This is a genomic window from Nostoc sp. DSM 114161 (assembly GCF_052692665.1).
Genome location: NZ_CP195141.1, coordinates 8,348,286 through 8,374,868, shown reverse-complemented (window position 1 = coordinate 8,374,868; position 26,583 = coordinate 8,348,286). Strand labels below are relative to the sequence as shown.

The window sequence follows — 26,583 nt, the reverse complement described above, 5'->3', positions numbered from 1 at the left end:
TTGATATACTTATTGAAATTCTGAATAGCGATTATTCATCAATACAGCTAGGAATGCCTAAAACCGCACAGGGAAAATCAGAACCTAGTGCTTCAATCATAGGATGGTTGACAGAGTTACAACCAACAAACAAGATATCGGCTGCTTCTAATTCCACAACTTTTTTAAGTTCTGTAGAAATGGAACCAAACCGCAAATGAGATTTGAAACAACCTTGCCATTCTTCAGCCAAACTTCGTGCTTGCCAAAGAATTCTATCCGCTTCTTGCAAGGGAGTTATGGCTGTCTGCAATTTTGGTTGAGTTAAGACAAGTGTGGGGGATTTTGATATTTCACTAATCTGACATTCTAATGAAGGCTGCTGTATGGGAAAATTCAAAATGTTTGGATAGTGGCTACTTTCATTGTCTTCTAACACATAAACAGCTTGGACTGTAACTTCTGTATTGGTAGCTAGACGTGTTTGATGGGCAATCCAAAAGGCAAGATCCAATGCCGTATGACTGTTCGGAGAAGCATCATAGGCAACAATTAAGTTAACGGAATTTGCTGCCGAAGATTGTTGAGACAATAGATTTTTTGGTTCTGGCAACAATACCATTTGTTCAATTAAGTCATCTCGACCTATGGCACTTTGCAGACGTGCTAACATTGGCTTAATTTTCACAGCTTTACTTCTCCAAATTAAATAAACTAGCAATGAGAAGCAGGGCGACCAATTTTAGATTTTGTCATTTGTTCTTTGTCCTTTGTCCTTTGCAAATCACCAAGGACTAATGACTAATGACTAATGACTAAAATTTACAATCGGTAGAGGAAACCCCAATAACAACTGTATTACAGCCAAAGTGTTGGGGGTTCCTTCCATTGCCTACGGAGTTAGCTGACGGGCTAAGACTGGAAGGTGTCTCTCTCGTAAGAGTGTTGAGTCACCGAAGTTTTGATGCCAACGGGGGAAACCGCCGCTCAAACTTCTCGTTGAGTACTTAGTTAATATTAATAATTATTAACTCTTGACTCTTAACTCCTCAGTTTGTATGAGATTAGCCCCATAATATGGTTCCTCCGCTTCAAATCTAGCTTTCGTGAATTTGAATTAGGCTACCCGCTAAAAGAATGATAATCTACTTTACTCGTGTTGCGTGAAATATCGATCTAGGAAATTGAGGGCATGGTTACGCAGTTCAAAGTATTCTTTTGAGTTACGCATGGCAGCGCGATCGCGTGGATGTTCAAAAGGAACTTCTAATATCTCACCGATATTAGCTGCTGGGCCGTTGGTCATTAATACGATGCGATCGGACATATAAATTGCTTCGTCTACATCGTGGGTAATCATCATCACTGCTTGCCGATGACTTTCCCAAATATCCAATACTTGCCGCTGCAATTTACCACGAGTGAGGGCATCTAGCGCCCCAAAAGGTTCATCCATTAATAACATTTTAGGACGAATTGCTAAAGCTCTAGCAATACCTACGCGTTGTTTCATACCTCCAGAAAGTTCGTCAGGATACTTATCAGCCGCCGCCGTTAAGTTTACCATTGACAAGTGTTCGTTTACAATGCTAATTTTTTCAGATCTATTAGCATTTTTTAACACTTCATCCACAGCTAAACGGATATTTTCTCGCACTGTTAACCAAGGTAACAATGCGTAATTTTGAAACACCATCATCCGTTCCGATCCTGGCTTCCGGATTTCTTTTCCATCTAAGCGTACTGAGCCAGAAGTCGCTTTTTCTAAACCACCAATGATCTTCAGTAACGTCGATTTTCCACAACCTGAGTGACCAATTACAGAAACATATTCATCTTCACCAATTGTTAGATTCACTCCATCTAAAACGACAAAATTATCTTTATCTGGTGTCGGATAAGACTTGACTAAATTTTCAATTTCTAAAAATCCAGGACGGGGCATAACTTGGGTTTGGGTATCAATAGGTAATGAGGTATATTCCATCATCAAAATGCTCCAGCAATAATTTAGTCACGGTCAATATTTGAACTTGGTATTTAAGACATGAAAAAACTAGTCGGAGCATTAGCCCTGATAGCAAAACTATTCAGATAGCCCACTGGATCGCTGGGATCAAAGCCTTTCTTATCTATAAATACTTCTGGCGGTTCTACTTTGTAATCATCCTTCGGACATTTAATGCCCATTTCGCTTGCTATCTCGCGATATAAATCTGCTCTCCAACCTTTTTCGGCTAATTTCTCGGCATTCTTAGGGAATTCTTTGATTTGCCCCCACCTTGCTGCTTGAGTCATCAACCAAATACTTCTAGATCTCCATAAAAATGTCGAATGTTCTCCTGGCTGTTGGGGAATGTTATCTGGAATATCAAAGAAAATTGTGGTGTCAGCAGCTTGAATAGTGCGGTCTTTGCCATCAAAGCCACCATAGTTGTAGTTACCAACAATTCCTGGGGCAGTAAACTTGGCAATTGGAGCCTTTTTATTTTTCGGTCTTGCACCTGTAAAGGAACGGTCTGTCAGCAGTTCGGCAACTTCTTGGCGATTTTCCACTTTGCTGCAATACTGGCAAGCTTCAATCATCGCTTTGACGAGGGAACGATAGGTTTTAGGATATTTCTCAATGAAAGATTCCATTACCCCTAAAAGTCGGTCTGGGTGTCCCAGCCAGACTTCTTTGCCTTGGGCGAAGGTAAAGCCGATGTTTTCGTTTCCTGTAATTGCTCTGGTGTTCCAAGGTTCTGCAACCATGTAAGCTTGCATGGCACCAATTCGCACGTTTGTCACCATCTGCGGCGGCGGAACGATGATAACGCGGAATTCCTTGAAAGGATCGACACCAGCGGCGGCGGATATGTAACGGATAAAGTATTCGTAAATGGAGGAACTCAGAACAACTGCCCAAACTTTATTTTCGGCTGGCTGGCTATCGAAGTAGCCTCGAAAGTCTTTGCCGAAGGCTTCTAGGGCACCATCGCCGTATTTTTTTTGGTACTCGTACCAGGGACGCAGGCCATAATCCCACATGGCTTTGTTCATGGTCATAGCGTTACCGTGGCGGTGGATGGTCATGGCTGCACACAATGGGGCGTGGCGTGCGCCTTCGGCACCAATTCTGGCGTTGGTAACAGCCCCGGATACTACGGGTGCAGCATCCAAGCGACCAAAAATGATGCCGTCGCGGGAGGTGGCCCAACTGGCTTCGCGGTTGAGGGTGACGTTTAAACCATATTTGCGGAAGAAACCTTTTTTCCAGGCGATCGCAAATGGCGCACAATCATTAACGGGAACGTATCCAACCGTCAGATCGGGTTTTTCTAAATCGCTGGATTTAACTACTCGTTGCACAGCTAAGGCTTCTTCTGTTAATCCTTTTGCAGATCTATCTCCGGAAACTGCACATGAAGATAGTGCTATTGTCGTTGTGGTTGCTCCTATTCCTTTGATAAAGTCTCGTCGAGTGTAGTTGCGATCGACCATTTTTATGGCTCCGTTGATAGCTCAATTTTTGATTTTGAATTGTTAAATCCAAAATCTGAAATTTGGTGGTTAATTGCTCGTGCACAGAGAAGTTTGAGCGGCGGCTTCCGCCGTTGGCGTAGCCCGCCGCAGGCATCAAAACTTCTCCCAAGGGAGACGCTTCGCGAACGGTGGGCGCACAGACGCAGAGTTATGGAGGGTTTGTAATGCGAATTTCTAGTTCTGAATTTTGTTGTAATTAATTGGCAGATGTCGGGCGGCGAGTTACTATTTCTTGAATTTTACCGACGATGTAATCAAGAATTAAGCCGGTTACGCCAATTACTAATACCGCTAGAAAGACTGAACTTAGATTTAAGCGACTCCATTCGTCCCAGACAAAAAAGCCAATACCAATACCACCAGTGAGCATTTCTACAGCAACGATTACTAACCAAGCTATGCCTAAACTAATTCGCAAACCTGTAAAAATATAGGGCAAACTTGCAGGCCAAATGATTTTTATAATCTGCCTCCAACGTGGCATTTCCAATACTTGTGCCACGTTTAAATAATCTTTGGGAACGCTAGAAACTCCTAAGGCTGTATTAATAATTGTCGGCCATAACGAAGTGATAAAGATAACAAAAATAGCTGAAGGATCTGCCAAGTTAAAAATAGCTAAAGCTATGGGCAACCAAGCTAAAGGCGATACGGGTTTAAAAATTTGAATGATGGGATTGAGGGCTAGCATTGCTTGTCTCGACATACCAATGAGAAACCCTAAAGGTATGGCTACTACCGCACCTAACAAAAAGCCTAGTATTACTCTTCGCAGACTTGCTATTAATAACCAACCAATTCCTAAGTTGCCTGGGCCTCGCTGGTAGAAGGGGTTTAAGATGTAGTCCAAATTAGCTGATAGTGCTTCTGGCGGGGTGGGCATTAATTCGTGGTTGGCAAGTGCAACAATCCACCACAGCACAATTATTCCCAAAAAACCCAAAACAGGTAAAAAGAAGAAATCTTTACTGATGACGGGTTTTGTCTTTTTCCAAGCAGCTTGTCCAGCGATCGCCGCGATCGCTGCTAAATTTAGTTGAAAGATCATTATGAAACCTCAACAGGGTTAAGTGCAGGTACAAAAAATCGAGCAGTACCAGCCTCGGACACTGATGAGATCGGAACATTATAAAAATGCCGTCTCTTCAGTCTCCTCTCAATGCCTACGAAGTTAGCTGACGGGCTAGGGCTGAGAGATGCCCTTCTGAAGAAAGTTGTTAGTTGGGAGTCAGAAGTGAGGAGTCAGGAGTGAGGAGTTGGGAGTCAGAAGTGAGCAGTTAATTAAAAACTCATAACTCATAACTCATAACTCATAACTCATAACTCATAACTCATGACTTTCTCCAAGATACGCCCCACAATTTGGTTCCTCCGCTCCAGCGTTACGCACTTTAGATGCGCTGGATTAGGCTGACTTACTCTAAAAGGTACGAAATTACGCACAATATAACATCGATGTGAAGAGTATAACATTAACGCTCAGTAAAAATCATCTCTTTTCTAAAATGCTTTGTTCTTTTAACTACTAAATTCAAGTTTTTACCCTGGTTTATACGCGATTAATAAATCTTATAGCTTTTGATCGATTTATTTACTTTAGGAACAAAGCCATTGCACAGTAACGGTTACAGGAGCAATTTACTTAAAAGCCAACATTGTAAGATACTAATTTTTATTCATAATATAATATATTTTATACATTATATTTTCATATACTGACATCATTCGAGCGATACTTAAAGTTTTTGCTAGCTTACGCAACGATAGATGAAATTTATTACTTTTGATAGGTGAATTTTGGAAGTTTTTTTGGTAAAACGCCGCTCTAGTGGATAAACTAATTGCATATACAAATTTATCATCCCTCTGTTAGCTGAATTTAACATAATGGATTTTAGTCAATTCCTGGCTGAAAAAACTGATACTATCCTAGATAAGTGGGTAAAAGCAGTTCGCAAAGATCGACGGATTGAAAGTGCTGATGATTTATCTTATACAGCTATCAAAAATCATATTCCGAATGTTTTGAAAGCAATGGTAACGGTACTTTCAAAATCTGAGGATAATGACATTCAGTCGATAATTGTTGCCAGTTTTGAGCATGGGGCGATTCGAGCCGAACAAGGTTTTGATGCTACAGAGATTGCCAGAGAATATCATCTATTAAGAACAGTAATATTCGACACTATTCACGTAGATTTATTGAAAGGAACGCCCGCAGAGATAATTCGTTCTATGCGTTTGATTGACGCTATTGTAGATGAAGCGATCGCTCGGTGTTTCAAGAGTTATCTTGAAGAACGCTTGCGAGAGTTAAGGCAGTTACAAACATCATTAACGCTGCACAATCAGGAACTGACACGATTAATTAGCGCCAATCAAGAGTATATTTCTCAACTAGCCCACGAATTAAAACATCCCTTAACTTCAATTATTGGTTACTCGGATTTATTTTTACGCCAACAACGAAGAAAGTCGAAGATAAAAGACAACTATACCAATTTAGAACATATTGAACGAGTGCTACGCAATGGCAGACAATTACTCCACTTAATTAATGATGTGCTGGAACTTTCGCGGTATGATGCCGGACAAATAAAACTCCAACTCGCACCTACCAATGTGCCGGAACTCATTAATAATGTGTATGAAATGTTGGAGCCTTTAGCTGTGGAGAAAAACTTACAAATCGTAGTAGATTGCGATCGCGCTCCTCAAGAATTAATTACAGACTCATTTCAATTGCAACAGATTGTTACAAATCTTATTAGTAATGCAATTCGTTATACAGAGTCTGGGACTATTATTGTAATGTGTCAAGTGTTGGAAAAACACAAATGGGCGATCGCAGTTTCTGACACTGGAATTGGCATTGCACCGGAAGACCAAGCCCAGATATTTGAACCCTATTTTCGCGTCAGTGCTGGCGATCGTCCTTACCTTCCTGATAGTACAGGATTAGGATTGGCAATAGTTTGGCGCTTGGTGAAATTATTGCAAGGTGAAATTAATTTAGTTTCTGAAGTAGGGGTTGGTTCAACTTTCACCATAGTTTTGCCATTGGAATTGGAGATATGAGAAATTTATTTACTGAATTCAGAATTCAGAATTCTGACAACTCATTTCTACAATAACCCTTGCTTTTTCAATTTAACTAATGCATCTTCAGCAGCAGCTTTTTCAGCATCTTTTTTATTACGTCCCTTACCTTCGCCGTAGATTTTTTCGCCTACAATTACTTTAGCTACGAATTCTGGTGCGTGAGACAAACCTCCTGTTTGAACTGTGACATATTTAGGAGGAGTTTGGGTAACATTGCGTTGTACCCATTCTTGAAAGCGGTTTTTCGAGTCTACATTAGAACGAGAAACAACAATTTGTTCGGGTACAGAATCAAACAGTGGTTCTATAATTGCGCGAACTGCTTCAATATCTGAATTATTATCTAGATAATAAGCACCAAGAACGGCTTCAAATGTGCTGCTAAGTAAATTAGGATTATAGTATCCTCCGTCTTGAATAGCACCTTTTCCTAAGCGCATTTTAAAGTTTAAATCTACTTCTTCAGCGAACTTTGCCAGCTGCTTTTCATCTACCAATGCAGAACGCCGCCGCGTTAATTCATCTTCTCCCTTGTGTGGGTGACGGCGATAGAGATATTCACCACTTAAGAAATTTAGCAAAGCATCACCGAGAAATTCTAGGCGTTCGTTATGTTCGCCTTCTCCTGGGTTTTCATGAACATAAGAACGGTGAGTCAACGCACGGCGTAGAAGTTTTTCATCACGAAATGTTAGAAGTTTGTGCATTTTTACGTTTTGTTTCTTTTTCCTATTTAATTGAATGAAAAGGGTAAGTAAGATACCCACCCCATCAGATATGATACTCAAAAAATTGATGTGCTATTTACAAACAGTTACTTTCCAGATAGGTGGATAAATACTGTTTCCACGAGTGTTATTACACTTAAAACAAGAAAGGCGTAAGTTTTCAAAAGAATTAGAGCCGCCACGACTTTTGGGTAAAAGGTGTTCAATTGTCAACCTTTCTTGTGGTATGTTTTCACGACACTACCAACAATTAGAGCCATAAAAATCAGTAAGTTGCTGTTTCTTATTACGTTTTTGTTTGGAATTCATTTTGTTGATTTTCCATTTTGCTTTTTGTTTTTGGCAGCATTGGAATATCACACATCTAGAATTAACAAATTTATTTTGAGAAAAATTATCAAAAATGAATCTTCCTCTATGAAAAAATTTGCTACTCTCGCTTGAGTTTGGTTTAAGTCTCAGCAGCAATAATTCCTGGCTTCCTACCAAGTTTCGCGTCATCCCTTCCCCTGAACATTTATCCAAACATCTTGTCTTTCCATCGAAAGTCTAATCAATTAGTAGACTAAACTTTTGGCTAAATACTCAGCCAAAGGGATGACACGAAGCTCGGCAGGAAACTAGGAATTGTTGCTGCTGAGACAACTACCAAAAACCTGCGCTTTAGAGTGTGGTTATTTATGCTGTCTTAAATACACAATTGCATACCTAATCTGGGATTGTCAATATGACGATTTATGAAGATTTATTAAAGCGATCGCTTGATATAATCCTACTTAAACCGAGTTCGATATTAAAAAATGGGCAGGTAGTAAGATAAAAATCACATCAAATCTACCAACCTCCCACAAGTGAGGTAGCTATAACCAACAATTGCTTTTGATGTGGCAATGTTGTTAGAACAAAGATAATAACAGTATTAGTTATATAGACTGAGCAAATATGTACATCCAAATTAAGCCAGAGTTAGAGCAATTTATTCAGGCGCAGCTTGCAAGTGGTAGATTCGCTAGTGCAGATGATGTAATAAATGAAGCCTTTAAACTGCTACAAGAAAGAGAACAGCGAATTGAAGAATTACGACAAAAAATTGCTGTAGGAACTGAACAAATCGCTAAGGGACAAGTAACTGATGGTGAAGTTGTATTTGCCAGATTCCAAGAAAAAATTCGTCGAATTGCTGAGGAGTCTTCTGAATGAGCAATTATTCACTTTCAGATGCAGCAATTCGAGATTTAGATGAAATTTGTGAATATATTGCCCGTAGTAACCCAAAAGCTGCAAGTAAGCTTTTTGACGACATTCGCCAGAAGTGTAAATTAGTAGCTAATTTTCCTAATATGGGAAAAAGTTATGGAAGGTTTGTAGCAAATCTACGGGGTTTTGTTGTAGATGATTACATTATATTCTACTATCCAAGAGAAGACGGAATTAGTATTACTCGTGTTGCCAGCGGTTATCGAGATTTAGATTCTTTGTTTGCTGATGAATAATCAAACCATAACTATTAAAAGTGACTAATTTTTGTTAATGATGAATTTTGTTATAACTCAAGGAAGATATTTAAAATCTCCGAGTTTTCAAAGAAGCCAGAGATTTGTTGCTTGGTGTAATTTAACCTATTTTTATGCTAAAGCGATCGCCTTTTTATCTTCATCATTTTTTTGCTCGTAATATTGTGTTTTATACTCGCCACATTCCTGGATTAATTTAGCAACTAAACCTGTCCATCCTGTTTGGTGACTAGCTCCAATTCCGGCTCCGTTATCGCCATGAAAATACTCATAGAATAAAATCAAATCCTGCCAATGGGGGTCATTTTGAAACTTTTGCGTTGCACCATAAACAGGACGTTTACCAGAAGAATCTTTTAAGAAAATTCTCGTTAATCTTTGAGATATTTCTGATGCAATTTCGCCAAGCGTCATCATTTTACCAGAGCCTGTAGGACATTCCAGTTTAAAATCATCTCCTAAGTAAGAATGAAACTTTTGTAGAGATTCAATGAGTAAAAAATTCACCGGAAACCAAATAGGCCCGCGCCAGTTAGAATTCCCACCAAATAAGCTGCTACTAGATTCAGCAGGTTCATAATCTACACGAAATTGGCAACCTTTGACATCAAAAATATAGGGATGTTGAGCGTGAAATCTGGAAAGTGCGCGAATACCGTAGGGACTGAAAAATTCGCTTTCATCGAGCATTTTTTGGAGAATACTTCTGAGTTTATCTCTAGAAACGATCGCCAGCAATCTCCTAGCACCAATTCCTTTGGTTTCCATGCAAGCTACGTTCTGACGTAGATCGGGACGGTTGCGGATAAACCATTCTAATCGCTTTTTGAAACCAGGAAGGATTTTTAAGGTTTCTGGTTCAATTGTTTCAATGGCAAATAATGGAATTAATCCTACCATTGACCGGACTTTTAAGGTAATCTGCTTTTCATTTAAATGCAGCACATCATAATAAAAACCATCTGATTCGTCCCATAAACTGGCTTCGATTTCGCCAATTTTATTCATGGCATCAGCGATGTATAGAAAATGCTCAAAAAACTTGGTGGCGATGTCTTCATAAACAGGATTAGTCTTCGCTAATTCTAACGCGATCGCCAACATATTTAAACAATACATTCCCATCCAACTTGTACCATCAGATTGGTCGATGTGTCCACCTGTGGGAAGTTCTGCACTGCGGTCAAAAACGCCAATATTATCTAATCCTAAAAATCCACCTTGAAAAACATTGTTACCCTTGGCATCTTTCCGATTTACCCACCAGGTAAAATTTAGCATTAATTTTTGAAAGACTCGTTCTAAAAACTGTCGGTCTGTTCGCCCATAAATTTTTTGTTCAATCTGATAAATTCGCAAAGTTGCCCAAGCATGAACTGGTGGATTAACATCACTAAATTTCCATTCATAAGCAGGAATTTGCCCATTAGGATGCATATACCATTCCCGCGTTAAAACATCCAATTGATACTTAGCAAATTCTGGGTCAATCATTGCCAAAGGAATAGTATGAAATGCTAAATCCCAAGCAGCATACCAAGGATATTCCCACTTATCAGGCATCGAAAGAATATCTTCATTATATAGATGAAACCATTCTTGATTTCTGCCATTTTGGCGTTCTGGTGGTGGCGGTGGTGCGTTGCGATCGCCTTTTAGCCAATCCTCTACAATGTAATGATAAAATTGCTTGCTCCATAACATCCCGGCAAATGCTTGTCGCTGTACATTCCGCATATCATCACTCAGAGATTGTGGTGCAATTCTCTGATAAAATTCGTCTGCCTCGCGTTGTCGCTTGTCAAATATGACATCAAAATCTTTGCCTAATGGCTCAACTAAATTTTGTGTATCGCTGAGTCGCAATTTAATAGTTTTAGTTTCGCCTGCACCAATTTTTAATATATAATTTGCAGATCCTTTAGTACCTATTTTATCTGGATTTACAGCTTCTTTTAATCCTTCTACAATATAATCATTAATACCATCTTTAACATAGGCATATCCATTAGCATAACCAAAAATTTTCTGGTTATTTGTCTCATTTTCTGTAAATAAAATCTCGGTTGTTTCTTGGCAATACAGCCACCTAGTTCCTAGAGTTGGATGAGATGCCTCAATCGTATTGCAACTATCAGTTAATTTGACTTCTTTTAAAATAGGTTTACTATTATCCCCATTCCAAGACCAAGTATTGCGGAACCAAAGAGTAGGTAAAAGGTGTAGTGTTTTTGCTTCTAGACCTCGATTCACTACTTTAATTTGGATGAGAATATCTTCTGCGGAATGTTTGGCATATTCTATAAATACATCAAAGTAGCGGTTATCATCAAATACACCTGTATCTAGTAATTCAAATTCTAATTCTCGGCGATTCCTGCGTTGATTTTCTGCAACTAATTGCGAGTAGGGAAATGCTGTTTGTGGATACTTATACAGCATTTTCATATAGGAATGGGTGGGAGTATTGTCTAAATAAAAGTAATATTCCTTGACATCTTCGCCGTGATTTCCTTCATTACCGGTTAGACCAAAAAGTCTTTCTTTGAGAATAGAATCTTCACCATTCCAAAGTGCGATCGCAAAACAAAGTCGTTGATGATTATCTGAAATACCAGCAATTCCGTCTTCTCCCCAACGATAGGCGCGAGAACGAGCTTGCTCATGGGTAAAATAATCCCACGCAGTCCCATCGTGACTATAATCTTCGCGTACTGTTCCCCATTGGCGATCGCTCAAATATGGCCCCCATCTTTGCCAATGAACTATCCGATCCAAAGCTTGTGCTAATCTAATTTCTTCCTGAGTTGTCATAATACCATCCCGTGCATATCTGCACTTTAATTAATGTACTATGTGGAGTATCGCCTTTTTAGCAAAAACAGGGCTGAAGTTTTGATTAAAAGTTGCTAGGAAAATTTTTAAATAAATGTAGGATACACTCAGTAAAAAATATATTAATTTTTATAAATTTATACTCAAATATAACAATAAATTAAGCAATATATTACTGCTTACACATAAACGTTAACAACTTTTAAGTCTAAAAAGATTTGATTTAAAAATCGCAAATTTTTTCCATACAAATTTACAACCGCATTTGGCATGTTAAAATTCCAAACTTTCAAACTTCAACAACAGCCAAACCAGTAACTTACGTATTTATACAAACAATCAGGGATTTGGATAAGAATTGTATCGGTGTAAGGTGTAGAAACGTAAAGGAAAAATTAAAAACTAAGTAATAATACTTGCAAAACTAACCTCCTGCTCCCTGCTTCCCTTTCCCTCACACCAATTTTAAAAAAGAATGCAATAGATAAATACCCCAAAACCCTTATTTTTTCTAGTTTTCCTAATTTTGAATACTTCGACAAGCTCAGTACAAGTTTTGAATACTTTGGCTACGCTCAGTACAAGTTTTGAATTGATATCACCTCCCCACTCCCCCTTGATGTTCGCACCTAAAACCTCGACTTTGCCAAGCTTGTATATCCACATCAGCAAGCCTGGTAACATTCGAGCATTGTGGTTGAATAATTTGACTTAAAATTGCCCAAAATAAGCTGCGGGTTAAATCTAGCCCAGTTTTGAGCCAAGATTCCTGATTGCCAGGAACGCCTGACTCTTGAACGATTTCTGGCTCTACCCAAATCCCATGAGCGCCCAAGAGTATCTGCGCCATCCATTTAGCCCTTGGTAAATGGGTTGGAGATGTAATCAGTTTTACCTTATGTACCCCCCACTTTCGCAGTAAAGGAATACTATAATAAAAATTTTCAAAGGTAGAATTTGCACACTTTTCCAACCAAACGTTTTCTAAGCTTGCAAATTCCCGCTGAAAAATTAACCATATACAAGGATCTGGAGAGCCATGAGAAATTAAAATCGGGATTTGCGGATATTGTTTAGCTTGTTGAACAACATAAGTTTCTCGACGAATACTCCCACCAAGGACAAAAAAGGTGTCTACTGGCTGCGAAGAAGCATAAAGTAAGGTTATAGTAGTAAAAATCAACCAAGCACCCAAAACCAAGTAGAATCCAACAGTTAGTTTTTGTAACAATTGCCACAAATTAAGCAAACTCTTTTTAATGTAGATCGATGATTTGATAATAGATTTGTGTTTCATGAGTGAGATCGAAAAAGCCGATTTGATGACTATCCAACACACCGCAATTGAGCGATCGAAGTGCTATCTTATAAAAGTAATCTAAACTACAAACATGACGGCGGCTAAAGTGTCACACCGTCAGTATAGCCTTCCGGAGAAGGCAAACAAACTCAGAAATCGTTATTGATAACTAATGCAGTATTTTTGGCATAATTACAATGTCAAAGAATCTAGAAAGCATAGCTGAGTTTGGGGTATAAAAACTTAAAAATTTTCAGAAAGCCTGATTGCTAAACTGTCAACAACACAATTATTCCAGCTAATATACATGAACCAATCTGCGAAAAGTCACTCGCCGCTCCAAGTAGCCTTGATTGGTGGAGCGATCGCTACGACTGCTACCATGTCTGTGTTCGGTTCTGCTTGGACTCGCGGTGTACGCGCAGCCCTAAGTTTACAGGACAGCCCGAAAGCGATAGTTGACCAAGTTTGGCAACTGGTGAATCATGAATATGTTGATGGCAAATTTAATCAACAAGATTGGAAAGCAACTAGACAAAGCTTGTTGAGTAAAGACTATTCGTCTCGTGAAGAAGCTTATGCTGCCATCCGCGAAGCTTTACAAACCTTGGGAGATCCTTACACTCGGTTCATGGACCCCAAACAGTTTGAAGCTCTAACTAGCCAAACCTCCGGCGAAGTCTCTGGTATCGGCATTCGCATGGAAGTTAACGAAAAAACTCAGCGTCTGACTGTTGTCGAAGCCATAGATAATTCTCCAGCCCTGAAAGCTGGGATCAAAGCAGGCGACGAGATTTTGGCCATTGACGGTAAAGCCACTCTCAAAATGAAAGTGGATGACGCCTCCAAACTAATTCGCGGCAAAGCCGGCACTCCCATCAGCCTAAGGCTCAAACGCTCAGGGCAAAATCCCTTTGAACTGAAGCTAACCAGAGCAAATATAGAAGTGCCAACGGTACGTTACACCCTCAGACAAGAAGGAAATCGCCGCATTGGCTATATCCGTTTGCGGGAATTTAGCGCCCACGCCGCAGACCAAATGCAAAGAGCCATCCGCGATTTAAACAATCAGAAAGTTGACTCTTATGTATTGGATTTGCGCGGAAATCCAGGCGGTTTATTACAAGCGAGCATTGAAATTGCTCGGATGTGGTACGATAACGGCGGCATTGTCAAGACTGTAGACCGTGTGGGAGGCACTGAGGAAACTAAAGCCAATCGCACTGCCTTAACAAATCGTCCCTTGGCAGTATTGGTAGATGGTAATTCAGCCAGTGCTAGCGAAATCCTCACAGGCGCACTCAAGGATAACAAGCGAGCTGTAGTCGTTGGCGGTCAAACCTTTGGTAAAGCCTTAGTGCAATCAGTCCACGAACTCGCAGATGGTTCCGGCTTAGCAGTCACCATTGCTCACTACTACACGCCTTTAGGAACAGACATCAACCATAAAGGAATTACGCCAGATATCAAGCTAGACTTGACAGAAGCACAAGAGCGTCAGTTGGCTTCTAATCCAGATTTAATCGGAACTAAGAGCGATCCCCAATATGCCAGAGCGATCGCAATTTTATCAGGTAGCAACTTCGCCCAACCACCACGCAATCAACCTAATCAACCCATGAGCATCCGCGCTGGGGATTTGAAATTTTAGAAATTAGAAATTAGAAATTAGAATTCAGAATTCAGAATTCAGAATGAATAAAAGCGTTTAGTTTTGACGACGAAAGCAAAGCTTTTCTGGTTTTGCTCCTGAATTCTGACTCCTGGATTCTGAGTTCTTATTTAGATTGGGAATACTAGTTAGTAGTTCCATTTTCAAAATCTCTAATTTATGAATTATCAGCCAGTTGATGCAACCACCGCCACCAGCTTTTTGCCGATGGTATCGGTGGTTGTTCCTATTTATAACGGCGAGGCAGATTTACCAGATTTGCTCAATTGTCTATTATCTCAAACTTACCCAAAAGACCGAGTAGAGTACTTATTGGTAGACAATAACAGTAGCGATCGCACTTTTACCTTTCTCAAAACAACTGCCGAAAATTGCCCGATTACAATTCGCCCGCTGAGCGAAAATCAAATTCAAAGCTCCTATGCGGCTCGTAACACTGGAATTCGTGCGGCTATTGGCGAAATCATAGCTTTTACTGATGCAGATTGCCGTCCCCAACCACAATGGCTAGACGCATTAATTCAGCCTTTTGTCAACTTAGAAGTAGTAATTGTTGCCGGGGAGATTTTGGCACTACCAGGCAAAACTTTGTTAGAACAACACGCAGACCGTGAAGAAACCCTGTCACAAAAACATACCCTTGGCCATCGCTTTCGTCCATACGGACAAACAGCTAATTTGGCAATTCGTCGCATCGCTTTAGAAAAAGCAGGTTTATTTCGTCCCCATTTGACTACCGGCGGCGATGCAGACATTTGCTGGCGAATTTTGGGCGAAAACATCGGGCGTTTGGAATTTGCCCCCAATGCCATAGTTCAGCATCGCCACCGCACCACACTTTTAGAACTGCAAAGTCAATGGCGGCGTTATGGGCGCTCCAATCGCTATTTACACGAACTGCATGGTATAGATTTGATGCGAGATATTACACTTGGTGAGTGCGGCTATCGTTTGGGGCGTTGGTTATTCAAAGAAGTACCAAGAGATATTAGTAAAGCGATCGCTGGTAAAGCCACTTTGGTAGATTTATTAAATACTCCTATTGGCCTATTGACAGCCAGGGCGCGTGCAGCTGGACAAAGAGAAGCCAAACTACCAGAAAATGCCAAGCTCGTTGCTCGACTGTAACAATACTAAAAAGCTTGCTCGGATAGCTCTAATTTTGTTGTAATCTATCCATAGTATTACCTCTTACCATTAAGCAAAAAATCTTGTCAGCACAAATGTAGTAACTGAAAATCCTATCTCACCAAACTTATTGATTTTCTAAATGTATCTTAAGAGATATTTTAAAAAGTAGGTAAAGCAGATAGAATGCTAAGAACATAATATTCGATTATCACCAAAGTTACATTGTGTTCTATTTATTAAGGAAGGCAGGAGGGAGCAAGGGTTTAAGACAAGAACACTAGATTAAAAATTTGGTGGCTCTCCTAAGGTGAGGGGTTTGAATCCCCTTGGAGAATTGAACCTCTTGCCTCCTGCCTCCTTCAATTAACGCAGTCCTCAGCTCGAGGAAAGTCTAGAACGTGCTTATCCTTTGTAGCTAACCTTGATAGTTTTCCAATATCGAGCCGCATGAACGCAGACGGCTTTAGCCAATATATAGAAAAATTGCGCTTACAAGTAAATGAACTACTGCAACGCAGTGAAAATAAATCTAAGTTGGAACAAGAGATAATAACAGAAGCTTTTGAGGAACTCCACACTACAGTGGAACAAGTATTGACACTCTCCCAAGAGTTAGAGCTAACACGAGCATCACTAAACAAAGAGCGTCGGCGTTACCAAGATTTGTTTGAGTTTGCTCCAGGTGCTTACTTGGTAACTAATACCGCAGGGAAAATCGAAGAAGCTAACCATGCAGCAGCAACTTTGCTTCATGTGCATCAAAAGTATCTAGTAGGCAAACCATTAATCCTCTTTATTACTCAACAAGACCGCCAGTTGTTTAGCTCTCAAATCAACAATTCGGAGCAGCTAGTCAACTGGGAAATTAATATACAGCCACTAGGGGGAAAACCTTTTCCTGCTAGTGTCAAATTATCTGCGGTGTACGACGAAAACGGAGATCGAATTGGCTGGCGTTGGCTGCTGTGTAACATCACTGAACGCAAACAATCTCAAGAAATGTTGCGCCAAGCTTATGATGAGTTAGAAATACGCGTAGCGGAACGGACAGCAGAACTGATAAAAGCAAATCAGAAATTACTGACTGAAATTACAGAGCGTAAACGAGCCGAGTCGCAGCTGCTACACCTTGCCTTTCATGATGCATTGACGGGTCTGCCAAATCGTGCTTCATTTATTAACCGTTTAAGACATGCGATTAATTATTCTAAAAGGCATTCAGATTATTTATTTGCTGTATTGTTTATCGATCTGGATCGATTTAAAGTAATCAATGACAGCCTTGGACACCACAAAGGAGACCAATTTCTACTTGCCATTGCAAGTAGGTTAGAACTATGTGTACGCTCCATAGATACAGCAGCACGGCTAGGGGGAGACGAATTTACAATCTTGCTGGAGGGAATTCAAGATGTGTCAGACGCCATCAAAGTCGCTGAGCGCATTGAACAGGAACTAAAGTTACCCTTTGAGCTTGAGGGACAAGAAATCTTCACAACAGCAAGTATTGGCATTGCCTTGAGTTCAACAGTAAATTATGAACGACCAGAAGACGTGTTGAGAGATGCTGATACGGCAATGTATCGAGCTAAGATCCTGGGTAGAGCGCGTTATGAACTATTCAACTCAAATATGTATGCTAATGCTCTGGCAAAATTGCAGTTAGAAACCGATTTACGCCGAGCAATTGAGCACAGTGAGTTACGGGTTTATTATCAACCTATTGTTTCCCTGACCACTGGTTGTATTTTAGGTTTTGAAGCTTTGTTGCGCTGGGAGCATCCAGAGCGTGGTTTGCTCAGTCCAGCTGATTTTATTCCCATAGCCGAAGAAACTGGACTAATTTTCTCTATTGGTAAATGGGTGTTACATGAGGCCTGTAGCCAAATGCAAGCTTGGCGAACGTCCTATCCTTCCAACTCGCTCAGTAAAATCAGTGTAAATCTTTCCTTGAAGCAATTTTACCAGCCGGATTTGATTGAGCAGATTGGGCAAATTTTACAATCCACTGGTCTGAATGCTGACAGTTTAGTGCTAGATATTACTGAGAATGTAATTGTGGAAAATGGCGATCGCGTAATTGCTGCACTCTCACAACTCCGAGAAATGGGCATTCAGTTATCAATTGATGACTTTGGTACGGGCTACTCTTCATTAGGTCGTCTTTATAACTTTCCCATTAGTCTATTGAAGATAGACCGTTCTTTTATTAGTTCAATCAACACTAATAGTAGGGATTTAGAAATTGTTGAAATACTCGTGACATTGGCACACAAGCTAGGCGTGGATGTGCTGGCCGAAGGAATAGAAACTAAAGAGCAACTAGTACTACTGAGAAAATTGAACTGTGAATATGGCCAGGGACATTTTTTCTCGGTTCCATTAAATAGTTCAGCGGCAGAGGTATTAATTCATTCAAATCCTCAGTGGTAAAGATTGTGCAATTTCGTATTGATTCCCATCCATCTTTTCTCTTCTGTTGAAAGTTTATCTACTTGTTGTTTCAACCAAATTTCAAAATTCTCTTGTAACAATCTTTGGCGCATAAAATTGTTTAAATGTGCCGAAATTATCCTTTCAGGACGTACAATTAACCATAATTCTCCAAAAAGTACAGGTGGTTGAATTACTCCTAGTTCGCTTGTGTAAAATAACTGAGCCAAATCGGGAGCAACAGTACCAAGTTCTACTGGGCCAACAATTCCACCTGTTTGAGCTTCCGGGCCAGAGGAATATTCACATGCAAGTTGAGCAAAAGTCTGTTCTCCTTCTTTAATCCGAAAATATAGCTCATTGGCAGTTCCTTGATTTTCAGTCCGAATCAAAGAGTAAATGATTTTATCTAGTTTGCTTTTACGTTTGAGAAAGTATAATTCTAGTTGATGTGCCCATGTTGCTTGTTTAAACTTTTCAACTCTAAGCTTTCGCGTTACTAAAAGTTCAAACTGTTCTTGTGTGAGATCGTAACGTGAAATCCAAGCTTGCCTCCGATCTGAAGTGGTCAAATCCCAATACTGATAAAACTGTTCCCCAGCATCATTGATTTCTTCTTTTGTGCAAGATATGGGTGCAATAGCAGTATCGATAATGCTCTCGCATAAAAACTGGCCAATAATATTATAACTAGCCAGTAAAGGAATAATTTCAGAAGTTGTGAGTGTAAGATTACCAATTTCTAAAATGTTATTCATAGATAAAAAAAGAATTTTTTTAGTTTAAGTAATACAGCTATAATGACTTTGAAAAGCAGCAAAGTCCAAGTATGGATCTCTGCCGCTCTCATCAATTACAGATTATTGAAAGCATTGCTCCACCATGCTTTCAATTCTTTTTCACTAAGTCACCAAAGAAGGCAAAAGAAAGAAAAAGAACAATGGTTTGAAGCCTACGCCACTCTCCTCAATTTATTTATGAGGATTAACTTTTTACTTTTTACTTTTTAACTTTCTGCTAACGCCAATCTAAAACCCTATTTCTACTTAAGCAGAGGTGGTAGTGGATTGGTCAAAAGTTAAAGTGTAGTTACTAGAAGCACTAGCAAACTGAAAGACTTGAGCAAAGTAATTACCAGCATCATCTAAGAAAAGATTCTCAGCTGAAGTACTACCTAGCGAAGAGGTAAGTACTAGATCGCTGGAGTCAATAATCCGGTTATTATTAACATCAGCAATGATTTTCAAATCGAGATCGGCGCTGAGTCCGCTGAGGTTAATATTCACACTCCTAAAGTATCCGATAGAGAAAGAGTAGATATCAGATGTGTTAGTGTTATTAACTGAACCAGAACGGGTGATGTCGCTGGTGATGTTACCAAGCTTTTGATCTACAGCTAGAAGGTTACTAGGATTTGCAGTAGACAGAGCTAAACTATAACTGACATTGCCCGAACTACCTGGAGCATAACGGTCGACTACGGCATAATAAGTACCGGCAGAGCGATCGCCAAGATTAATCGATTCATCATTGTTACTGTTTAAAAGAGAATTTGTGATGAATGTATCGTTTCCATCGAAGATACCATTTCCATTGTCTCGATAAATTGTTAAGTCTGCGTCATCACCAGAACTGATTCCAGTCAAAGCCAAATTGATGTCAAGTGTAGAACCAATACTGAACTTAAACACATCCCTAGAGTCTGTTGGCTCTAGAGTGAAGTTATTACGAGTGACAGCATTACCGGCAGATGAAAGAGTACCAATAGTATAGTTAGCCATTTTTGCTTTTTTTAGAGGTTGATATTGGTTAGAGTGCAAGCAGGATCGGTTTTGCTTGAGCCAGAATTGAGTTCCAGAGCTATTTGCCAAAACCAATTCTTGAAATACTCTACTATCTGGTCTCAACCCTGGCGGCCGGAAAAGGTCGGGAAAAAGTCGGGTATTTTTGGTAGATTTACGTAAACTTTTCGGCAAAAATCAACTTTCTGGTGGGAATATTGTAGTTAACCTGTATTACTACGGAATCAATGACGGTTGATGAAGCGATCGCTCTAGTTGAACAATTATTACAACGGGGATGTTTAACAAGAGCGCAACAGCTTGTATTTCGCCACACCTGGGAAGGAAAAACTTACCTAGAAATGGCCAAAGAAGTCACATACGACCCCGGACACATCAAAGATGTTGGCTCGCAACTATGGCGATCGCTTTCTCAAGCTTTGGGTGAAAAAGTTACCAAAAATAATCTCCACGGTGTCCTCAAGCGAACCGCACAGCAGCAAAATGGCGCGAAGATATCCCCGATCTTCACACCTCACATTGATTGGGGAGAAGCGATCGATGTTTCCCAATTCTATGGACGTAGTACCGAGTTAGAAACTTTAAGCCAGTGGATTGTGGGCGATAGCACTCGCTTGATAACAATACTTGGGATGGGCGGTATGGGGAAAACCGCACTCTCGGTGAAGTTGGCACAACAGTTGCAGGGAGAATTTCAATATGTCATCTGGCGATCGCTGCGGCACGCACCTTTTTTCGATGACAAGCTAACAGAGTGGATCAAAATTCTTTCAAAGCAACAAGCGATCGCATTGCCTCCCGATCCTCACGAGCAAATCACCTGTTTAATCGAGTACCTGCGGAAATCTCGCTGCTTGCTGATTCTGGATAATTTTGACACGCTGCTGCAACATGGCAAGCAGACAGGCTGTTACCGGGAGGGATATGAATCCTATGGCGAACTTTTATGGCGGTTGGGAGAAACTCAGCATCAAAGCTGTATTCTGCTTACCAGTCGGGAAAAGCTTATCCAAGTTGCTACTTTAGAAGGTGATGGTTTGCCAGTTCGCACTCTTGCTTTATCAGGATTAGAAATCGCAGCTGGAGAAACAATTCTATCGCTCAAAGGGCTATCAAATACAGACAACAAAACCCGCCAACTGATTGAATGTTACCGAGGAAATCCGCTAGCTTTAAAAATTGCTGCAACTTCAATTCGGGATTTGTATCAAGGCAGCATTACCCGCTTTTTTACTGAAGGTACGACGGTTTTTAATGGTATTGGCAATCTCATAGAGCAGCAATTCCAACGACTCTCGGCGTTGGAACAACAAGTCATGTACTGGTTGGCAATTCACCGAGAAAGCATTTCTGTGGCAGAGTTGCAAACCAATCTTGCAACACCACTATCTAAACCTAAGTTAATAGAAGTTCTAGAGTCTTTATCCTGGCGTAGCTTGATTGAAAATAACACTGAGGGATTCACACAGCAACCTGTTGTTATGGAATACGTGACAGACCGTTTAATCGAGCAAGTATGTCAGGAAATTGTCACGGAATCGCCGCGATATCTGCTGAGTCATGCCTTAATGAAAGCCCAGGCAAAGGACTATATCCGCGATAGTCAAATTCATCTAATTGTGCAGCCTCTCTTGAATCGACTGCAAGTAACCCTTGGTTCCACTCGTCAGCTCGAGCATAAACTCGGCAGACTGATTAAGAAACTGCAAGGTGAACTGCCAGATCTAAAAGATGAGGGAGATGGGGAGCAGGGGAGCAGGGGAGCAGGGGAGCAGGGGAGTAGTTCCAGCAGTCTTTCCCCTCTGCCCCTCTGCCCCTCTGCCCCTCTGCTTCTCCCTATGCCCCATGACGCCACTTGCTCCACTTGGGGAGACCCCAAGACCGCAGTGGCTCCCCAATGCCCAGATCCAGTTGGATATGGTGGCGGCAACGTGCTGAATTTGTTCGTTCAATTAGAAACCGATTTGACAGGGTATGATTTTTCTTATCTCAACATTCGTGACTGCGATTTGCACAGGCGCAGCCCAACTCAGGCATCACTCAATTTACATCAAGTCAACTTTACCCAAACAACATTTCGAGAGTGTGTTTTTGCTGCAACCTTTAGCGGTATTACTAGCGTTGTCTTTAGTCCAGATGGGTGTTGTCTTGCTACCAGTGATAGCAACGGTGAAATTTATATTTGGGATGCTAACACCGGAAAACAACTCTTTAGCTGTAAAGAACATAATAGTTGGGTGTGGAGTGTTGTCTTTAGCCCTGTACATCCGGTGTTAGCGAGTTGCGGTCAAGACCATACCATCAAACTTTGGGACACTACCACAGGAAAATATCTGAAAACGCTCTATGGACACACCAGCATCGTCATAGCCCTGGCTTTTAGTCCTGATGGACAATTTCTGGCCAGTGCTAGCGACGATCGCACAGTTAAACTTTGGGATCTGACAACAGCAGAATGCGTGCAAACTCTAGAACATACCAGTTGTGTGTGGAGTGTCGCGTTTCATCCCACAGGAAAAACCATAGCAACGGCTGGTGAAGATAACACAATCAAGTTGTGGAATTTAGAAACTGGATGCTATGTACAAACCCTTAAGGGACATCAGCATTGGGTAAAAGCGATCGCTTTTAGTCCTGATGGACAAAGGTTAGTTAGTGGCAGTTTCGATGGAATGGTAAAACTTTGGGATCTGAGTACTGGGGCGTGGATGTGTGTAACGACGTTGCTAGGACATACAGGATTTGTCACATCAGTAACATTCAGCCCCAAAGACGATGTAGTGGCAACTAGCAGCTATGACCAAACTGTGAAGATTTGGGATATCCATACCGGAAAATGCCTAGATACCCTAAAAAAGCATACAAACCGGATTTGGTCAATTGCTTTTCATCCCCAAGGACACTTAATCGCTAGCGGTGGGGATGACCATGCAGCTAGAGTCTGGGAAGTTTCGACTGGACAGTGTATCAAAACCATACAAGGACACAGAAATGCGATTTATGCAATCGCCCACAGTTGGCAGCAAAACCTTCTTGCCAGCGGACATGAAGATCGGACAATCAAACTCTGGGATGTCAACCTCAACGCCCCGCAACAGTTAAAGGTTGGACTTCAGCCTTTTCGCGTACTACACGGACACAGCAATCGTGTCTTGTGTGTTGCCTTTAGTCCCAACAGACAATTTCTCGCCAGTGGCAGCGCCGACCGTACTATTAAACTTTGGAGTCCCAATACAGGAAAATGTCTGAATACTTTGCACGGTCACGGAAGTTGGGTCTGGGCGATCGCTTTTCATCCAGACAGTAACTTACTTGCTAGTGCCAGCCACGACCATACAATCAAGATTTGGGATGTGCATTCTGGACAAAGTTGCCAAACATCGCTGGAACACCCTGGATCTGTGCTAGCGATCGCTTTTACCCCTGACGGCAAAACTCTCTTCAGTTGCGGCCATGAAAAGATAGTTAAACAGTGGGACGTTGAGACAGGAAGATGTCTAAATACTTGGGAGGCAGACTCCAACCGAATTTGGGCAGTTGCCGTCAGTCCAGATGGTCGATACATTGCCACTGGTGGTGACGACCAGACAATCAAACTCTGGGACATTCACACAGGAACTGAAGAGCGAATATTCCAGGGACATACCGGCCAAATTATCTGTATTCTCTTCACTGCCGATGGTAGCCGTATGATTAGCAGTAGTAGCGATCGCACCATCAAAATTTGGTATGTAGCTACTGGAGACTGCCTGGCTACACTAGAGAATCATCAAAATTGGGTATGGTCGCTCAGTCTGAGCTACGGCGATGGAACTCTCCTCAGCTGTAGCCAGGATGAAACAATCAATTGTTGGGATATTGCTACAGGAGAATGCTCGACAACTTTGCGGCCAGCTCGTCCCTATGAAGGCACAATTATTACAGACGTTAAAGGATTGACTGAGGCAGAGGTGTCAACTTTAAAAGCTTTGGGGGCAGTAGAGGTGAAATCAGGTTGATTAATGCCTATCAATTCTCGCTAAATTAGAAAAATTATCAAATAATTCCTTGTAAATTCAAGATAAAACCTGGCAGTACCTCCTCCCCTGATAACTGATTTGGGGAAATTAGCACTTCCTTTTCTTTTCCTTGGCAATAAATCTCTACTTGCTTTCCTTTAGGGTCAATCAGCCAGCCCAAGCGCGTACCATTCTCCATATATTCTTGCATTTTATTTTGGAGAGACTTGAGCGTGTCACAATCAAATCGCAACTCTACTAGAAAGTCGGGACAAATGGGAGGAAAAGTTTTTCTTTCTTCAGGAGCTAGTGCTTCCCACCGCTCCAAAGGAATCCAAGCTGCATCAGGCGTAGACACGAAGTGGCTTGTCGAAGACATCGCAAAGCTCCATTGGGAAGCTGAAACATCGTTGAAGAGTCAAAAGCTTCTCTAGTTCCGTCTTCATCCGTCCAAGTTCCCAACCGTTGGGTTAACCTGCGGTTTCGGCTACCAGTTTCTCTACCAGTCGGTGCCATGACGACTAATTCTCCTAATGCAGTGCGTTCCAGTTTAGCATCAGGGTTGACTCTACATAGTTCATAAAACTGCTCGGCAGTGAGATTAATAACTGGTTCTAAGTTCAGGGTAATAGCAGTCATAGCTTCTCCCATCTTGATAATCACATAGTAACTGAAGAGGTGAGGGGCAAGGGGAGAGATAACTAATGACGAATGACAAATGACTAATGACTAATGACAAACTCCCGATCGATGCTTGCCAACTTTCGCTAAATTGGAAAAAGGTGAGCTTAAGGAAATTTTCAATGTCAGCACAACTGTTACTGGTGGACGATGAACCAGGGATACGGGAAGCCGTGAAAGACTATTTGCAAGAGAGCGGTTTCAGCGTTCAAATCGCCAGTAATGCCGTCGAGGGTTGGGAATTGATGCAGGTGAATACACCCGATCTAGTGATTTCCGATGTGATGATGCCCCAAGTAGATGGCTATCAGTTCCTCAAGCAACTGCGAGAAGACCCCCGTTTCAAAGCACTACCTGTAGTATTTTTAACCGCTAAAGGTATGACAGGCGATCGCATTCAAGGTTATCAAGCAGGTGTCGATGCTTATCTTCCCAAACCTTTTGACCCAGATGAGTTAGTGGCCATAGTCGAAAATTTACTAGCCCGCCGCGCAGCTAAACCTGCAACTACAGCAGATGACCTTGAAACCCCTGATATTGCTGAACTAGCCAATCAGATAGCCCAAATCAAGGCCTTGTTAACTCAAAGAAATGCCATTTCTCAATCACCAGCACCTTTCAAAATTGATTTGACCCCCAGAGAACAAAGTGTTTTAAACTTAGTCGCTGAGGGGTTGATGAACAAAGAAATCGCCCGTCGTTTGGAAACCAGCGTCCGCAACGTAGAAAAATACGTCAGCCGCTTGTTTAGTAAAACCGGTACCAATAGCCGTACAGAGTTAGTTCGTTTTGCTCTAGAACACGGTCTTGCTAAATAGGCATTATTGGGAATTGGGAATTGGGCATTGGGCAGAAGAGGCGGAGGGGCACAGGTGCAAAGGAGAAAGAACTTGTACAAAAACTCTCCTCTGCTCCCCTGCTCCTCTGCTCCTCTGCTCCTCTGCTCCTCTGCTCCCCTGCTCCCCATCTCCCTATGCCCCATGCCCAATTGGTAATAGATAAAACATAAGTATTTCAGCAAATCAGGCACTTAGTTAGAGCAAAAAGCTAAAAGAAAAGTTATTTATTATTACTTGAGTCTTTTAGGTTTTCGTTTGATTTGCCCCTGTTGTCTAACGCCGAATCTGTAAAGACACAGGGTTTTGTTTTTCCCAATGTTTTGATGTTAACTCGGTAAAATGCACCCGGCTGAATTTGCTTTGAGATTCTACCAGTAACCTTTGCTACAAACTTTTTTAATTAAGGAAACTGTTCCTGGGACTTTGTGCTGCTAAATAAGACTTTCACAAAGCAGAAATCAAAATATTTTATGAATTCTACTTATTGCTTAGTTATTATTGCAACGAGTGTATTGACGGTATGAGATCCTTATTTGATTTGATACTTAATTTCCAATTTTTCGCTAGCTAAATTACACCTTTAAATTGGGGGATTTTCAGCAGCATTACGCAAGCGCATCAGCTGGCGTCGCATTTGAGGTGAGGCTTTGAACTCTGATATTTCCTGCGCTTTAACGGACGCTTGTAACGTCTCCAGAAAATCGTCAGATCCCTCGGTCAAAGCATCGAGTAGCACCTGTAAGAGTTGCTCGCGATCGCCTAATAGACTCTTTTCCTCAATCAACCGAAATTTGAGATGCACTTCGCACTCATAAACACCTACTTCGAGATTATTGATTTGGCGTGGTAATGCTTTGGAGTTCATAGCTATTGAGATTCCTTTACTTGGTAGTCATGAGGCTAAGGAGGTAGATGTCCAGCAAAAGTTCTTTATATCTTTTTTGAATTCAAAGTGCTTGAATTAAGAATTTTTCTTCATCAAACACCAATGTATTCCATTTCACTCTCCTGTGTTTTGTTTTCAAGCTCAATTTTCACTGTGTA

At 41.0% G+C, this 26,583-nt stretch carries 19 protein-coding genes, 1 pseudogene and 2 riboswitches; of the genes and pseudogenes, 8 read left to right on the top strand and 12 right to left on the bottom strand.

Annotated features, from left to right (window positions below):
- Positions 1–31: 31 nt before the first annotated feature.
- From NSTC745_RS35040 to ntrB, 4 genes are all read right to left on the bottom strand, one after another.
- Positions 32–652, bottom strand: coding sequence for a universal stress protein (locus NSTC745_RS35040; RefSeq protein WP_445638759.1), 621 nt, complete (start codon positions 650–652; stop codon positions 32–34).
- 201 nt (positions 653–853) lie between these two features.
- A riboswitch (cyclic di-AMP (ydaO/yuaA leader) is annotated at positions 854–1,092 on the bottom strand.
- Between the two features lie 37 nt (positions 1,093–1,129).
- Entirely contained in the window at positions 1,130–1,966 is an 837-nt protein-coding gene (locus NSTC745_RS35035; RefSeq protein ID WP_445638758.1) for an ABC transporter ATP-binding protein, read from the bottom strand.
- Between the two features lie 53 nt (positions 1,967–2,019).
- A complete protein-coding gene (locus NSTC745_RS35030; protein WP_445635137.1) occupies positions 2,020–3,462 on the bottom strand; it encodes an ABC transporter substrate-binding protein in 1,443 nt (480 codons plus the stop codon).
- Positions 3,463–3,700: 238 nt separating this feature from the next.
- Entirely contained in the window at positions 3,701–4,552 is an 852-nt protein-coding gene (ntrB, locus tag NSTC745_RS35025) for a nitrate ABC transporter permease (RefSeq protein ID WP_445635136.1), read from the bottom strand.
- A gap of 97 nt (positions 4,553–4,649) precedes the next feature.
- Positions 4,650–4,926, bottom strand: a riboswitch (cyclic di-AMP (ydaO/yuaA leader).
- A 465-nt stretch (positions 4,927–5,391) separates the two neighbouring features.
- Between ntrB and NSTC745_RS35020 the strand changes: the two genes are divergently transcribed.
- Complete coding sequence (locus NSTC745_RS35020; protein WP_445635135.1) at positions 5,392–6,582, top strand: sensor histidine kinase; 1,191 nt, start codon at positions 5,392–5,394, stop codon at positions 6,580–6,582.
- 47 nt (positions 6,583–6,629) lie between these two features.
- Here the strand turns inward: NSTC745_RS35020 and rnc are convergent, their stop codons facing one another.
- Together rnc and NSTC745_RS35010 are read right to left on the bottom strand one after the other, a co-directional pair.
- Positions 6,630–7,313 carry a ribonuclease III gene (rnc, locus tag NSTC745_RS35015; RefSeq protein WP_445635134.1) on the bottom strand — a complete coding sequence of 228 codons (684 nt, stop codon included), beginning with the start codon at positions 7,311–7,313 and terminating at the stop codon, positions 6,630–6,632.
- Between the two features lie 93 nt (positions 7,314–7,406).
- Positions 7,407–7,562 (bottom strand): HNH endonuclease, encoded by a 156-nt coding sequence (locus tag NSTC745_RS35010; protein WP_445638757.1) that lies wholly within the window; start codon positions 7,560–7,562, stop codon positions 7,407–7,409.
- A 714-nt stretch (positions 7,563–8,276) separates the two neighbouring features.
- Here NSTC745_RS35010 and NSTC745_RS35005 point away from each other — a divergent pair.
- Both NSTC745_RS35005 and NSTC745_RS35000 read left to right on the top strand, forming a co-directional pair.
- Positions 8,277–8,534 (top strand): type II toxin-antitoxin system ParD family antitoxin, encoded by a 258-nt coding sequence (locus NSTC745_RS35005; protein WP_445635133.1) that lies wholly within the window; start codon positions 8,277–8,279, stop codon positions 8,532–8,534.
- Positions 8,531–8,827, top strand: coding sequence for a type II toxin-antitoxin system RelE/ParE family toxin (locus NSTC745_RS35000; RefSeq protein ID WP_445635132.1), 297 nt, complete (start codon positions 8,531–8,533; stop codon positions 8,825–8,827). Before NSTC745_RS35005 ends, NSTC745_RS35000 begins: the two co-directional genes overlap by 4 nt.
- A 132-nt stretch (positions 8,828–8,959) precedes the next feature.
- Here NSTC745_RS35000 and NSTC745_RS34995 read toward each other — a convergent pair whose 3' ends face one another.
- Positions 8,960–11,662 (bottom strand): MGH1-like glycoside hydrolase domain-containing protein, encoded by a 2,703-nt coding sequence (locus NSTC745_RS34995; RefSeq protein WP_445635131.1) that lies wholly within the window; start codon positions 11,660–11,662, stop codon positions 8,960–8,962.
- Positions 11,663–12,281: 619 nt separating this feature from the next.
- Positions 12,282–12,980 carry a YdcF family protein gene (locus tag NSTC745_RS34990; RefSeq protein ID WP_445635130.1) on the bottom strand — a complete coding sequence of 233 codons (699 nt, stop codon included), beginning with the start codon at positions 12,978–12,980 and terminating at the stop codon, positions 12,282–12,284.
- Positions 12,981–13,290: 310 nt separating this feature from the next.
- On the opposite strand from NSTC745_RS34990, the gene ctpB reads away from it, so the two are divergent.
- The 3 genes from ctpB to NSTC745_RS34975 all read left to right on the top strand — a co-directional run bounded on the left by ctpB (position 13,291) and on the right by NSTC745_RS34975 (position 18,219).
- The gene (gene ctpB / locus NSTC745_RS34985; protein WP_445635129.1) at positions 13,291–14,634 is read left to right on the top strand and encodes a carboxyl-terminal processing protease CtpB; all 1,344 of its coding nucleotides are present in this window, start codon (positions 13,291–13,293) and stop codon (positions 14,632–14,634) included.
- Between the two features lie 180 nt (positions 14,635–14,814).
- Positions 14,815–15,783, top strand: coding sequence for a glycosyltransferase (locus NSTC745_RS34980; protein WP_445635128.1), 969 nt, complete (start codon positions 14,815–14,817; stop codon positions 15,781–15,783).
- A 450-nt stretch (positions 15,784–16,233) separates the two neighbouring features.
- Complete coding sequence (locus tag NSTC745_RS34975) at positions 16,234–18,219, top strand: putative bifunctional diguanylate cyclase/phosphodiesterase (protein WP_445635127.1); 1,986 nt, start codon at positions 16,234–16,236, stop codon at positions 18,217–18,219.
- Here the strand turns inward: NSTC745_RS34975 and NSTC745_RS34970 are convergent.
- A complete protein-coding gene (locus NSTC745_RS34970) occupies positions 18,210–18,977 on the bottom strand; it encodes a peptidylprolyl isomerase (protein WP_445635126.1) in 768 nt (255 codons plus the stop codon). The two genes, NSTC745_RS34975 and NSTC745_RS34970, sit on opposite strands and share 10 nt — an antisense overlap.
- A 288-nt stretch (positions 18,978–19,265) precedes the next feature.
- Positions 19,266–20,000, bottom strand: a complete 735-nt coding sequence (locus NSTC745_RS34965) for a pre-peptidase C-terminal domain-containing protein (RefSeq protein WP_445635125.1) — start codon at positions 19,998–20,000, stop codon at positions 19,266–19,268.
- Positions 20,001–20,248: 248 nt separating this feature from the next.
- Here NSTC745_RS34965 and NSTC745_RS34960 point away from each other — a divergent pair, with 248 nt between their 5' ends.
- The gene (locus tag NSTC745_RS34960; RefSeq protein ID WP_445635124.1) at positions 20,249–24,019 is read left to right on the top strand and encodes a WD40 domain-containing protein; all 3,771 of its coding nucleotides are present in this window, start codon (positions 20,249–20,251) and stop codon (positions 24,017–24,019) included.
- Positions 24,020–24,056: 37 nt separating this feature from the next.
- On the opposite strand, the pseudogene NSTC745_RS34955 reads toward NSTC745_RS34960, so the two are convergent.
- A pseudogene (locus tag NSTC745_RS34955) lies at positions 24,057–24,658 on the bottom strand (Uma2 family endonuclease).
- A 164-nt stretch (positions 24,659–24,822) separates the two neighbouring features.
- Here NSTC745_RS34955 and NSTC745_RS34950 point away from each other — a divergent pair.
- A complete protein-coding gene (locus NSTC745_RS34950; RefSeq protein ID WP_096537406.1) occupies positions 24,823–25,518 on the top strand; it encodes a response regulator transcription factor in 696 nt (231 codons plus the stop codon).
- A 601-nt stretch (positions 25,519–26,119) separates the two neighbouring features.
- Here the strand turns inward: NSTC745_RS34950 and NSTC745_RS34945 are convergent.
- On the bottom strand, positions 26,120–26,404 hold the full coding sequence (locus NSTC745_RS34945) for an Npun_R1517 family heterocyst differentiation transcriptional regulator (protein ID WP_096537407.1): 285 nt from the start codon (positions 26,402–26,404) through the stop codon (positions 26,120–26,122).
- Between the last annotated feature and the right edge of the window lie 179 nt (positions 26,405–26,583).

Coding starts and splice junctions, on each gene's coding strand:
- NSTC745_RS35040 (WP_445638759.1), bottom strand. CDS start 652: ATGTTAGCACGTCTGCAAAGTGCCATAGGTCGAGATGACTTAATTGAA.
- NSTC745_RS35035 (WP_445638758.1), bottom strand. CDS start 1,966: ATGGAATATACCTCATTACCTATTGATACCCAAACCCAAGTTATGCCC.
- NSTC745_RS35030 (WP_445635137.1), bottom strand. CDS start 3,462: ATGGTCGATCGCAACTACACTCGACGAGACTTTATCAAAGGAATAGGA.
- ntrB (WP_445635136.1), bottom strand. CDS start 4,552: ATGATCTTTCAACTAAATTTAGCAGCGATCGCGGCGATCGCTGGACAA.
- NSTC745_RS35020 (WP_445635135.1), top strand. CDS start 5,392: ATGGATTTTAGTCAATTCCTGGCTGAAAAAACTGATACTATCCTAGAT.
- rnc (WP_445635134.1), bottom strand. CDS start 7,313: ATGCACAAACTTCTAACATTTCGTGATGAAAAACTTCTACGCCGTGCG.
- NSTC745_RS35005 (WP_445635133.1), top strand. CDS start 8,277: ATGTACATCCAAATTAAGCCAGAGTTAGAGCAATTTATTCAGGCGCAG.
- NSTC745_RS35000 (WP_445635132.1), top strand. CDS start 8,531: ATGAGCAATTATTCACTTTCAGATGCAGCAATTCGAGATTTAGATGAA.
- NSTC745_RS34995 (WP_445635131.1), bottom strand. CDS start 11,662: ATGACAACTCAGGAAGAAATTAGATTAGCACAAGCTTTGGATCGGATA.
- NSTC745_RS34990 (WP_445635130.1), bottom strand. CDS start 12,980: ATGAAACACAAATCTATTATCAAATCATCGATCTACATTAAAAAGAGT.
- ctpB (WP_445635129.1), top strand. CDS start 13,291: ATGAACCAATCTGCGAAAAGTCACTCGCCGCTCCAAGTAGCCTTGATT.
- NSTC745_RS34980 (WP_445635128.1), top strand. CDS start 14,815: ATGAATTATCAGCCAGTTGATGCAACCACCGCCACCAGCTTTTTGCCG.
- NSTC745_RS34975 (WP_445635127.1), top strand. CDS start 16,234: ATGAACGCAGACGGCTTTAGCCAATATATAGAAAAATTGCGCTTACAA.
- NSTC745_RS34970 (WP_445635126.1), bottom strand. CDS start 18,977: ATGAATAACATTTTAGAAATTGGTAATCTTACACTCACAACTTCTGAA.
- NSTC745_RS34965 (WP_445635125.1), bottom strand. CDS start 20,000: ATGGCTAACTATACTATTGGTACTCTTTCATCTGCCGGTAATGCTGTC.
- NSTC745_RS34960 (WP_445635124.1), top strand. CDS start 20,249: ATGACGGTTGATGAAGCGATCGCTCTAGTTGAACAATTATTACAACGG.
- NSTC745_RS34950 (WP_096537406.1), top strand. CDS start 24,823: ATGTCAGCACAACTGTTACTGGTGGACGATGAACCAGGGATACGGGAA.
- NSTC745_RS34945 (WP_096537407.1), bottom strand. CDS start 26,404: ATGAACTCCAAAGCATTACCACGCCAAATCAATAATCTCGAAGTAGGT.